Below are 12,246 nucleotides of genomic sequence, written 5' to 3' on the forward strand. Positions count from 1 at the left end.
TTTTATCTTGACTTGATAAAAGAAAGTCTCCCACGATTTAATCCCCAAACCTCATCTGCATATTTTCCTAAAAACTGTTCCTCTGTCAAAATAACGATACACACATCTTCTTCATCCGCCTGTGTTCTTAAATAGTCCATTAGGCATTCTTGTCTAGGAAAGCCTACTCCTGAAAATAAATGATCCAATACTAAAAGCTTGGGTCTGCAAGCCATTGCTTTTGCAAGGCAATACTTTTTCTGAATAAACAGACTACTTTTTACGAGAGGAATTCCCGCTGACTTTTTGTCAATTCCAAAAGCGGCAAGATAGCTTAGGCACTCTTTTTTTCTTTTTGGCTGCTTGATTATCTGCTGATAGTAGTAAATATTTTCCAGCGGTGAAAATTCAGGAATAAAGTTATCCTGTTGAAACACCGTACCAATCTGATCTACAGCTAGTTCGCCATCGTTCAACAACAGAGAATGATAGCGAAGTTCGCCAGAGGTTGGCTTTTCTAAACCAGCCAATACAGCAGCAAATCCACTTTTTTCTATACCTGAGTCGCTTAAGATTAAATAGACACTGCCGCTTTCCAGCTGAATTGTGATCCTTTCAAATAACGCTTCTGCTTTCTCTGCTAATTGATAGCTCACTTCGGTCATTTTTACAATTTCCATCACTTCAGCTCCCCTTTCAACAGTCGATTCCGCAGTTGAAAACGGCCGATTGTATATAGTCCATAGCCACAGGAAAGCATCAAAGCTGCTAAAAAGAACCAGATTTTTTCTGCTGCAATGGAAACTAGGATCACAGCTTCACTGATTGGTTCATCAACATCTGTGTAAACAACCATCTCTGTACTTAGTGAGAAGCTGCTGCTTCCAGATGCAGCTTTTCCAGCAGCGCTGGTTAACAACAGGTCGCCTATAACAGGTGCTAAAAATAGAGAAAGGACTGTACTGATTAATGCAGCTGCAAGTACCAGTAAAAAATTTTCAACTACGCAAGCAATCAATTGCTTTGCTTTTTTCACTCTCAAGGTAGTCAAGTAGCCAACGGCTGACTGCCGTTTATTTTTCTCCAGCAGTGTCAGCCAATAAAGGCTGATTCCGCCAAATATCGATAAGGTCAATAGATAGCTCTTTGCTTGCTGCAGTCCCTGTTTCAGCCAAACTACTTCGTTGTTGTAGGCTTCTGCGTTGCTTTCTACCAAATATTGATCAGACAAACCTTTTTTCTTCAGTTCAGCTGTAAAATCGGAGAGCTGATTCTTATCCTTCAATAGGTAGACCGCACTCCACTGAACCTCTTTTGAGAGCTGCTGGCTAATTTGAGTCAAAGCCTCTGTTGTTGTGTAGATTTCCTCAATTGCGTAGAGGTTTTCTAATTGTTCATAAATCCCCTTAACAGTCAGTAAAATCTCATGGCCATTGGATTGAAAAACAGCCGTATCGCCTATAGACAGCTTGTTCATCTTACTATAATTGCTGCTGATTAAACACTCATTGTTGCTTAATAAATATGTACCTGCTGTCAGCTTGTTTTTCAATTCCTGTTCCAGCTGTTTTGATTCAAAGCCTAAAAGATTTACTGAATTATACTCGGAAACTACTGTTTCTGCTGGAGTTGTTTCGTTCTCTATGTCTTGTGTAGGTCCAAAGAAAATATTGCCTTCAACCGCAACAGAGGATAAGTAATTCGATTCACCAAACCTTTTCAGCTCTTTAATTGTCAGCTGATTAGCTGCTTCTTTTGTTTTTGGAATGATTAATACCTGTTTGCTATAAGAGCTTCTGCTAACTTCAATTTCTCTATCGAAGCTTTTAAGACTGTCGATAAGACTAAATGCTGCTGTTAAAAGAAAAACCAAAAATAAAAATTTACCAAGTGTGTGTATTTTATTTAGTTTTAGGTTGAAGTATGCATGTTTAAGACTTTGCATAATCGAGGGGTACTCCTTTCTGACTCTTACTTTATCAAATTGATTGTTAACTGAATGTTAACTGTAGAAAAATAGTTCCGGTGAATCACAAGGACTCACCGGTAACGGATGGAAAACTCAAATAGAATGTTGACCCCTGATCTCTTAGGCTCTCAACATAGACTGAACCTCTGCACAAGCTGCAAACATGTTTTACAACAGACAAGCCGATACCGTAACCATCCTGCTTCAGACCGTTCACTCGATACTTATGCTCAAAAATCTGCTGCCTTTTTTCTTCATCTAAGCCATAACCATGATCTTCGATAGCAACAACTATACTATTTTTTTCAGCAGAAACTGAAACATTAACGGCTTGGTTGCAGCCATATTTCACCGCATTATCCAGCAGGTTGGACAGCGCTCGATACAACCAGCGTTCTTTACCGAGAATCTCAAGGGGCTGATCCTCTGCAAATGTAAAATGTAAATCTGGATAAAATTTACGATAGGTGTCGCAAACCTCCGCACAAATCAACGAAACATCCACGATTCCGACTGCTTCATCTTCACTTCCGGCCAAGGTCAGAATATCATCCACCCCATCCGTCAGTCGTGAAAGAAGACGCAAATCATCTTCTGTATCCTCCTGTTGTTCCAGATTTGTTTTTAATACTGCAATTGTATTTTTCTGATCATGGGTCATGTAGCTGCTCAATCGTTTGTAGTCCTCCAGACTAGCTGCATAGTTTTCCCGCAGCGTATCTAGAGCTTTTTGGATGCCATTGTCCAAGTTTTTCAATTGAGAATCTCCATCAATCATCCTCAGCTCTTCAATAATCGAAATGGTCTGTTTGGTTTGAATTCGCTTCAAAATCATCCATAAAATCATTGTGGACAGAATCAATATACCGCAGATAACCCCAACGATTATCGGCAGATTCTGAGAAAAAGACTGAATATAAAAATCATTTAACTCAGCAGTACTGATAATAGATGCCGCATTGACATCTATTACTTCATTTTCTAGTGCACTCACCTGTTCCTGATTACTCATCACATACACGCTGCTCCCTAAAGCCGTTCCTGTGTCTACTGAATTTAAGGATTCCCGCCACATATAAAAGCCGCCGACAATCGCCCCTGTGATAACTAGTGAAAATATACCAATGACTATTCCTATTTTCATGTTCATTCGCATAATTGATACCCCTTCGCTCGAATTGTTTTCAATAATTCCTTACCGGCAGATGCTGCCAGTTGTTTCTTTAGCCTGGCCATATGAACCCGTAGAACAGAGGAAAAGGGATCGAAACTCTCATCATAGATATGCTCGGCAATTTCCTCCATCGAAACAACTGCTGGTGATTTCTGTGCAATATATAATAGAATATCAAACTCTTTTGGCTTCAGTACGACTGTATTGCCCTTAAAGGAAACCTCCCGTTTTACTGTATTGACTAAGAGACCGCCAATTGAAATATTTGGTGACGTTCGGCCGTGAAAACGCCGAACAACTGCCCGGATACGCGCCATCAGCTCTACGAGTTCAAACGGCTTTACTAAATAATCATCTGCTCCGTTATCCAGTCCCTTTGCCCGTTCTTCAATCTCGTGACGGGCAGTGACGATAATAACAGGCGTCTCAACACCTGCTTCCCGTAGAAAAGACAAAACAGACAGTCCATCTTTTCCAGGTAAATTCAAGTCCAGTAAAATGGCATCATATTCTGTAATATAAGCTTTCTCTTCTCCTTCTTCACCTGTAAATGCTAAATCTACTGAAATGTTTTCCTTCACCAAACTTTTTTTTACTGACAGCGCCAGTTCTCGATTATCCTCAACAATTAGAACCCTCATTATAGATTCCTCCCCTAGTTTACTCACATTCATTTAACCAAAAATTAAAAGTGTTTTGTGCCTTTTTACACAAAATCTCTTGATTATTCACAAAAAAATTACAATTACATACTATAGCCAGCAGTCTATAAAACAGTTATTAAAGTATTTCATTTTTTGACAGCAACGTCAATGCATCCTTCTGTTCAAACCTCGAATCTGAAGGTTTATTCCTGATTATCTAAATAAGATAATCAGGAATACAGAGGTTTCAGCAGCAAAAATATTAATAACCCTGCTATTTTTATTTTTCTTTAGTTTTCAGCTTGACACATGAACGTATATTCATATATAATAAGCATGAAGATATGAACGATTATTCATGTAAGTGTAATCATTACTATTTATTAACTGAAAGGATGAGGAATCATGGAACACACACATACAAAAGAACATACACATGAACAAGGCGGCTGCGATCACGAACATAGTCATGGCAATATGCCTGTTGTATTATTTTTTGCAGGATTGGCTGCCTACTTGGCTGCCTTCTTAATTCCTGAAGAAAACCTGCTGCGGACTCTTTTATATATTTTCTCTATGTTGTCAGCGGGGCAGCATGTCATCATCGAAGGCTTTGGCGATACTGTGAAAGACAGCTTGAAGCAGAAGAAGTTTCTGCCTAATGTGCACATCCTTATGACACTTGCTGCGCTGGGGGCATCAATCATTGGGGACTTTGATGAAGGAGCTTTATTAATTTTGATTTTCGCCGGCGCTCATTTCCTTGAAGATTATGCCGAAGGAAAAAGCAAACGGGAAATTACTAACCTTTTAAAGATGAATCCAACTGAAGCACGCCTGATTCAAAAGGATGGGACAACCATTTCCGTTGCTGTGGATACATTAAAAATCGGTGACACGCTTCAGGTCCTGAACGGCGATCAGATTCCAACCGATGGCGTAATTGTTTCAGGAACTTCAGTTGTTGACGAGTCATCCATCAACGGAGAGAGTATACCAAAAGAAAAATCAGCTGGAGACTTCGTATTCGGCAGCACGATAAACGGCAACGGCTCTTTTACAATGGAAGTTACTAAAGATAGTCAAGACACTGTTTTTGCAAAAATTATTCAATTGGTGAAGCAATCTCAAAATAATATGTCTAAAACAGCTACTAAAATCAAGCTATTGGAGCCTAAATATGTCACTGCTGTTTTGATTATTGTTCCTTTATTCATTCTGACAGCACCTTTCATTTTAGGCTGGAGCTGGGAATTAAGCTTTTATCGCGGCATGGTGCTTCTCATTTCAGCTTCTCCCTGTGCACTAGCTGCTAGTGCTGTACCAGCAACACTTTCTGGTATTTCCAATTTAGCAAAGCGCGGGGTACTTTTTAAAGGCGGTTCCTACTTGGCTAATTTAGCAGATATCAAAGCTGTGGCTTTTGATAAAACTGGTACGTTAACTGAAGGAAAACCAGTGGTTACAGATTACTATTTCCATACGGAAAATGCTCAGGTAGAAAAGGACTGGATCCAAATACTCTCTTCTATGGAAAAAACAGCGAACCATCCCTTGGCCGCTGCGATATTGGCTAAATTCCCAGCTGGGAATGATTTATCATTGGAGGTCTCTAATGAAATCGGTAAAGGTTTAACTGCTGAGTATGCTGGTCAAACCTTTAGAGTGGGTAAGCCTGAATTGTTCGAAAATACTCCTGTGATTATCGAAAGAAAAAAAGAACAGTATGCGTTGGAAGGAAAAACCGTTGTCTACTTTGCTGAAAATGCAGAGGTCGTCGGACTGATTGCTATGATGGACGTGCCAAATCAGCAGGCTGAAGAAGTCATTAACTATCTGAAGGCACAAAATATCCATACTACAATGATTACTGGTGATGCAGAAAAAACAGGACAAGCTGTAGGCAAACTTATCGGTATTGATGAAGTTGTCGGCAATGTACTTCCAGAAAACAAATCACAGATTATTAAAGAACAGCAGCAGCAATATGGTATGACTGCCATGCTGGGAGACGGCGTCAATGATGCTCCCGCCCTAGTCGCCGCTGATATCGGCTTTGCGATGGGAGACGGCACTGATATTGCAATTGACGTGGCTGATGCAGTATTAATGAAAAATGATTTGAAAAAGTTCAGCTATGCGCACAAAGTAGCAAAGCGTCTAAATAAAATTGTCTGGCAAAATATCATCTTTTCAATGTTGATTGTTGCCATGCTGGTCATTTTGAATCTTCTAGGAAAGATGGATATCGCTATTGGTGTTATTGCCCATGAAGGCAGTACCTTGCTAGTCATCCTAAATGGTCTGCGCTTGTTGCTTCCAGTAAAAGAATAGAAAAAGCTAAAGAGCCAAACAAAACGGATGATTCGTTTTGTTTGGTTCTTTTCATTCAAATAAACACTACAGAGAAAGTACTGCTTATTGGGTCTCACCTCAACTTAGCTTTTCAGTATAGTATGCTTATTTCCAAGAATATCAACTCTTCGTACTTTATTACCTAACCATTGCAGATAGCTAAACATCACGTAAAGGGCTGCGGTTTGGACAGCTACCGACTTAGAAGCTATTCAATACTTTCAGTATTTCATAACGGTTTTATCTTCGATGACCACCGGTTCTATGACCGCCGCCATGGTTCATTCCATGACCATAGCCTTGTCCCTGAGTAGCTGTTGCCCCTGCTTCAGTGTTGCTGTTTGACTGATCCGTCGTGTTCGGCTGGTTCTGTCCCCAGTTAATACAGGTTCCGTCACAACGGTTGTTATAGTGACCGGTTCCATCACACAAGCCTGCACCTTGAACGTTATTAGCCCAGCCATTCGTTTGCGCTCCTCCGTCATTGACACATGAACCGTCACAGATACCATTTTGATGCAGACTACCATTACAATTTCCTACAGAATTTACGGTTGCTTCAACTGGAATAGTCGCTGTTTGTTCTTCGTCAACTGCACGGCTGCGGGTAAGCGTAACACCTACCTGTTCTCTACAATAAGAAGCTTTTCCAGCCTGAGGTCCTTGCTTCGTTACTCTCCGGATTGTTCCACAGTGCCATTCAGAAATACCCGCTTCAACGACATTGGAAACAGCTTCTGTTTTTGTGGGGATACCACCGGCAATCCCAACTATCAGCATACCCAATATGCCTGAAATCAAGACTTTCTTCCAAAGCTTTTTCACTTTTTTTCACCTCGTTTCTTTCTCTTTTATTAAGTATAAAAAGAAAGTATGGCAAAAATGTGACAAAGTTCCTTTTTCTGACAAATTCGCTGCTACTCTTTTATCGGCAGCCAAATAGTTACCGTCACCTTATTTCCCCCATGAGGGTTCAACTCAATTTGTCCATGATGCCTGAGGACAATTTGTTGACAAATAGCTAAACCTAAGCCAGTTCCCTCTTCCGGCTTTCTATTGCCTCTGTGAAAAGCTTGGAACAGCTCCTCTTTCTTTAAAGCAATATCTGAATTACTTGTTTGATTTTCAAACCTAAAACAAAGCATGTTTTCTTCAGTGCTAATTGATACCTCTATGCTAGAATCTTTTTTCCCGTATTTATGTGCATTATCCAATAAATTCTTAAACAGCTGGACTAAGCGGATGTGATCTCCTTCAAGATAAACTGGCGTTTTCAATCGATTATCTACTACCAGCTGCTGGTTTTTCTCTGCCATTTTTCTGCGGTAGCCTCGAATACTATCTTCAATAACTTCAAGAGGATCAACTATTTCAAAGGTCAAGGAGAATTCAACAGACTGCAAGCGGCTCAATTCCAGCAAATCATTAACTAAATGCTCTAGATAGCCCGCTTCCTTCAATAGCTGGCTGTGATACATTTGTTGTTCCTTCGGAGAAGTTATCAGTTCGTCTGCCAATGCTTCTAAAGAGCTTTTCATCACAGTAACCGGTGTCCGCAATTCATGGGAGATTTGTGAAAGAAATTCTTTTTCACTTTGTTCTTTGTCCTTACGTTCCTGTTCGGCTTTCTCTAACCTTTGACTTAAAATAGACAGCTTATCTGCCAACTCATTTAATTCATCCCCAGTTTTGATTGTCAGCGGCGCGGGATACTCCTCTGCAATTAGTTGCCCTGTGTAATGCTCCATTTCTTTTATGGGAGAAACGAAGCGTTTTGCGAGCTGAACGGATAACAGAATACTTGCTGCTAGAGCAATTAACAAGCTAAACAATAAAATTAAATAGCCATTTATTTGATTTTGATGAATATTGGCAACATCTGAGACAACAACCACTACACCAGCAAGCTGGTTATTTACAAGAATTGGAAACGCACTAGCTACAGATTTCAACTGGAAAAAACCGCCGCTTTTGACTACCTGCTGCTGCTTATCTTGAAGAACCTTTTCGGCCAACGCCCTACTTTCCGGCGACAGCTCTTTCTCAGCAGCTGCACTATTATGATGACCACTACTAGTCAAGCTGTTAAGCTCTGCATCCAAAACCCAGACACTATCACCAGCAATTTGATTGATAAAATTAAGGTAGGCACCATATCCCATCATGGCACCATGCTGATTCCTTCGATTTCCTGTAGATTGGTTGCTCTGATTCTCAGAAAAATAGTCCGTCATTGTTTGCTGAATGATTTCGCCCCTGTGGGTGACCTCTTCTACATGAAGATCTTCTGTCTGCTTTGAAAAAATGACGCTGAATAAAATACCAATAATCACAGTCATCATAATCAGTAGAAAAGAAAACAAGAGCACTAGACGCTTGAAAATTTTCTTTTTCATTGCTCCACCTCTAATGCATAGCCTGCACCCCAAATTGTCTTTATCCGACAAGAGGATGTCCCCTCATTCAGCTTAACCCGCAATCGTTTGATATGACTGTCAACTGTTCGGGGATCACCGAAATAATCCAACCCCCAAACGCTGTCCAATAGATTTTCTCTTGAAAAGACCTTCTTGGGAAATTTAACAAATAACACAAGCAGCTCAAATTCCTTTTTCGTTAATCTCAACCTCTGTTGGCCTATGAAAACTGTCTTTGTATCCAAATCTATCGTAATATTGCCGTAGCAGATTTGTACTTCCTTACTCCCTTTTTCAAAATCAATTCTGCGCAGCAGTGCGTTAATCCGGGCGATGACTTCCTTTGGTGAAAACGGCTTAACAATATAATCATCTGCCCCAATTTCCAGACCTAAAATCCGATCAGCATCTTCTGTTTTTGCGGTAATCATAATAATCGGAGTAATAGATGTCTCCCTTATTTTTTTACAGATACTGTAGCCGTCAACATTAGGCAGCATAATATCCAAAAGGACCAGCTCAAACGTATCCGAATGAAATGCCGCTAGCGCCTCAGCGCCATCATATACATGAACACAGCCGTACCCGGCCTGTGTCAGATACTTTTCCAGTACATCAACAATTTGACGATTGTCCTCAATGATTAATACTTTCTGCATAAATTCTCCTTTAATTGCAAACTTCTCATGCTTTAATTTTTTTTCATCTTATCTAAGTATATAAGAAAGTTCAGCAACTATCAGCACTTTCCCACAAGAAATAGTTTTCATCTCAATTTTTGTACCTTGACTTTCTTATCAAAATAAGGTAACCTTCTACCGACAGACAGTCTATGAAGGAGGCACTCATTATGCGAGTTGTTAAGGATCCAGAAATACGAAAAAATGAAATTTTAGATGCTGCCGAAGAACTTTTTGAAACCCAGGGATTTGATGGAACCAGCACAAATCAGATATTAGAAAAAGTAGGAATTGCCCGCGGTACCCTTTATTATCACTTTAAATCAAAAGAAGATATTATGGATGGGCTGATTCAGCGTTACAACACCCGAATTATGGATAAAGCAAAAAAAGCTGCCGGCGATAAGAAACAGCCTGTTTTTCAGCGAATCCTTCAAGTTATTTTAGCATTAAACGTGAATCAGGATGGTGTCAGGGAACACCTTCACAAACCTCAAAATGCTCTGATGCATCAGAAAATCCAGAAAATGCTGATTAGCAGTGTCACACCAATTCTCGCTGAATTGGCTGAGGAAGGAATTAGCCAGAAGGTGATGGAGAATCCTTACCCATACGAAACGATGGAAATGGTTTTGGTCTACGCCAGCGCTGCCTTTGACGACGATGATACAGTAGCTATGACTGAGGAAGAACGGCTAGTTCGTGCCCATGCGATGGTCTTTAATATCGAACGCCTTTTTGCTGTAAAAGATGAACAGCTCAGTAAGCTTTTAATGCAGATTTTCACTAAATAAACAAGCATAAAGGATGGGATAAGATGAAAACAGCAGTAATTACCAGTAGTGTAGACTTGACAGAGGGCGGCTGTAACGCCTGCGGTATCGTAGAATGTGTTTCCTACACACTTACAATTGATGGCCGGGAAATTCCTTTAGATGAGCTTTCTGTCAGTTCCTTAGTTATGACCGTCGTTTTAAAAAACGGCTTTAAGCAGGAAATGAAAATGGATGTGCTGGATGACTACCTTTCGTTTACTAAAGAAGGTTTTGAAGTGAGTCTATTTGAGGAATACGATGAGTTAACTTATAAAGGACCAGAAAAAGAAATTCGCACACCTGATAGAATCGAAGATACCAAAAAGCTGACGGAAAGAGTCAACGAAATTCTCAAAACTATTTTCCAATTAGATGAGTTAAGCTTTGAGTATTAATCTCACTGACTGAATAAATGAAAAAAGAGCGCACATGTTTTTGTCGGTATACGGGAAAAGCCGGCGGTGACAACTAGGAAAAGGTTTAAAAAATTATTTTTGTTTTTATCCTTATTTCGAAAAGCACTGCTTCTATCCTCTATCGTCCATTCACCTATAAAAAAATAGATGTTCGGAATTTTAATCATGAGGATGGGACAGAAGTGTTTAGTCCCCAGAAATAAGGAAAAATTTACGGAATTGACAGGAAACACGAATGTGAGCCAGTCGATATTGACTGATTCTACCTGGTGTTCTTCAAATTTTGTGACTTTCGGCTTATTTCCGAAGGTCTTGCTCCTGCGGTTACTCGTCGCAGCTAAGTGCTTGGCGCGTGCTACTGCGGTTACTGTATGTGCTACTGCTCCCACCGCTTATCCTACTCACTATACAACTCTTGTTAAAAATTTTATTCCTCACCTGTTCCACTGCTTCGAATTTCTAATTTTATTTTCCCGTTCAGCTGGTGCAAAAGCATATAGCTACATATTGATCCTTATTTCAATGCGATTTTTTGAAAGATTTGCTCACGCTTTTCAGTAAGATGACTGACAGACCAAATTCTTATGATTTTTTGAAAATGAGCAGAAGCCGTCAAACCAGCGGTGCCGCATCATGGTAAGCTTGTTTTAAGGAGGTGCTGATTATGCACGCATGGGAAGCCATACAAAAAACTGTTGACTACATTGAGAAGAATTTGACAACCTCACTGCCTATTGAAGAACTGTCTGAAATAGCTAATCTCTCGCCCTTTTACTATCAGCGGCTTTTTTCCAGACTTGTAAGAAAACCAGTAAAAGAATATATCAAATACCGGCGTTTAGCTGGTGCGGAAAAAATGCTCAAAAACAAACAACTGAGAATCATTGACGTTGCTTTAGAGCTAGGATTTAACAATCATGAAACCTTTACCAGAGCATTTAAAGAAGCTTATAATATGACTCCTGAAGCATACAGAGAGAATCCTGTAATGCTAAACCAGTTTGATAAACCGGATCTTGTCTTGAACTATGTGATGGTTGATGAAGGTGTCCCTCTAATCAGCGATGGTCTAATTTTAGAATTCAACAGAAAAACGCTTGAAAAACCTATTCATTTTCTAGGTTTTGAAGGATATGTACCCATCCAAGGACAAATGCCGAACGGCGAAGCTACAGGAGTGGATATTCCCGGAGAAGTTTGGGGAACCTTCCATAAAAATAAACAAGATATTCCTCGAATTACTAACGGACGGGAGATTGGTGTTGCTTACGCAGGAAATGCTCCTGAAGGACATTTTACTTATTATGCCGGCGCTGAGGTTGGAGAAGATGTCACAGACAGCCGCTTTCAGAGCTGGCAGCTGCCTGCCAGAGACTATATTGTCTGCGGCTTTGAAGCTGAAAACTTTGAGGAGCTTGTCACGGTTGCTATTAATAAAGCCGTTAAATATTGCGGATTTTGGCTGGAGAAACATCATTTGACCATGGAGACCTATTCTCCAGAGCTTTATTATGACAGCTCTCCAGAAGCCTCTTATATGGAATTTTGGCTGCCGGTTATTACACTGGACAAATAATCAACAGCTCTTGCTAAAAACTCCCAGTTCAACTTTATTCTCCAAAGAATGTTTCATTAAGCTTTCTTAATGTAGTGAACTATTTATTCTCACAGCCTATGAGTCAGGAAGCAAGAGATGGGAGAATACAACAAATAGAAGAAACCACCCTTCTAACAAATTATAGTTGGGGTGGTTTCTTTTTTTATCTATTATCGTATTGGTTCTAGCTCTATGTTAGA

The 12,246-nt window shown here is 40.0% G+C and carries 11 protein-coding genes; 4 read left to right on the forward strand and 7 right to left on the reverse strand.

From position 1 onward, the window contains the following. Nucleotides 1-2: 2 nt before the first annotated feature. The 4 genes from ACPWSO_RS05545 to ACPWSO_RS05560 form a co-directional block, all read right to left on the reverse strand. Nucleotides 3-659 (reverse strand): ATP-binding cassette domain-containing protein, encoded by a 657-nt coding sequence (locus tag ACPWSO_RS05545; RefSeq protein WP_426081854.1) that lies wholly within the window; start codon nt 657-659, stop codon nt 3-5. Then, on the reverse strand, nt 659-1,924 hold the full coding sequence (locus tag ACPWSO_RS05550) for a hypothetical protein (protein ID WP_426081855.1): 1,266 nt from the start codon (nt 1,922-1,924) through the stop codon (nt 659-661). The genes ACPWSO_RS05545 and ACPWSO_RS05550 overlap by 1 nt, the downstream gene beginning before the upstream one ends. Before the next feature lie 85 nt (nt 1,925-2,009). Continuing rightward, nucleotides 2,010-3,104, reverse strand: coding sequence for a sensor histidine kinase (locus tag ACPWSO_RS05555; RefSeq protein WP_426081856.1), 1,095 nt, complete (start codon nt 3,102-3,104; stop codon nt 2,010-2,012). Then, complete coding sequence (locus tag ACPWSO_RS05560; protein WP_426081857.1) at nt 3,095-3,763, reverse strand: response regulator transcription factor; 669 nt, start codon at nt 3,761-3,763, stop codon at nt 3,095-3,097. Before ACPWSO_RS05560 ends, ACPWSO_RS05555 begins: the two co-directional genes overlap by 10 nt. Before the next feature lie 408 nt (nt 3,764-4,171). Here ACPWSO_RS05560 and ACPWSO_RS05565 point away from each other — a divergent pair, with 408 nt between their 5' ends. Continuing rightward, nucleotides 4,172-6,100 carry a heavy metal translocating P-type ATPase gene (locus ACPWSO_RS05565; RefSeq protein ID WP_426081858.1) on the forward strand — a complete coding sequence of 643 codons (1,929 nt, stop codon included), beginning with the start codon at nt 4,172-4,174 and terminating at the stop codon, nt 6,098-6,100. A gap of 261 nt (nt 6,101-6,361) precedes the next feature. Here the strand turns inward: ACPWSO_RS05565 and ACPWSO_RS05570 are convergent, their stop codons facing one another. The 3 genes from ACPWSO_RS05570 to ACPWSO_RS05580 all read right to left on the reverse strand — a co-directional run bounded on the left by ACPWSO_RS05570 (nt 6,362) and on the right by ACPWSO_RS05580 (nt 9,197). Next, nucleotides 6,362-6,946 carry a hypothetical protein gene (locus tag ACPWSO_RS05570; protein WP_426081859.1) on the reverse strand — a complete coding sequence of 195 codons (585 nt, stop codon included), beginning with the start codon at nt 6,944-6,946 and terminating at the stop codon, nt 6,362-6,364. A 92-nt stretch (nt 6,947-7,038) separates the two neighbouring features. Next, complete coding sequence (locus ACPWSO_RS05575) at nt 7,039-8,517, reverse strand: sensor histidine kinase (protein ID WP_426081860.1); 1,479 nt, start codon at nt 8,515-8,517, stop codon at nt 7,039-7,041. Further along, the gene (locus ACPWSO_RS05580; protein WP_426081861.1) at nt 8,514-9,197 is read right to left on the reverse strand and encodes a response regulator transcription factor; all 684 of its coding nucleotides are present in this window, start codon (nt 9,195-9,197) and stop codon (nt 8,514-8,516) included. Before ACPWSO_RS05580 ends, ACPWSO_RS05575 begins: the two co-directional genes overlap by 4 nt. A 191-nt stretch (nt 9,198-9,388) precedes the next feature. Here ACPWSO_RS05580 and ACPWSO_RS05585 point away from each other — a divergent pair, with 191 nt between their 5' ends. From ACPWSO_RS05585 to ACPWSO_RS05595, 3 genes are all read left to right on the forward strand, one after another. Then, on the forward strand, nt 9,389-10,012 hold the full coding sequence (locus ACPWSO_RS05585; protein ID WP_426081862.1) for a TetR/AcrR family transcriptional regulator: 624 nt from the start codon (nt 9,389-9,391) through the stop codon (nt 10,010-10,012). A gap of 23 nt (nt 10,013-10,035) precedes the next feature. Beyond that, nucleotides 10,036-10,428, forward strand: coding sequence for a DUF4809 family protein (locus ACPWSO_RS05590; protein ID WP_426081863.1), 393 nt, complete (start codon nt 10,036-10,038; stop codon nt 10,426-10,428). 685 nt (nt 10,429-11,113) lie between these two features. Continuing rightward, nucleotides 11,114-12,025: an AraC family transcriptional regulator gene (locus tag ACPWSO_RS05595; RefSeq protein ID WP_426081864.1), complete on the forward strand. Its 912-nt coding sequence runs from the start codon at nt 11,114-11,116 to the stop codon at nt 12,023-12,025. Nucleotides 12,026-12,246: the final 221 nt, after the last annotated feature.

Origin of the sequence: Enterococcus sp. LJL51 (assembly GCF_049894025.1) — a bacterium.
Lineage (GTDB): Bacteria > Bacillota > Bacilli > Lactobacillales > Enterococcaceae > Enterococcus_L.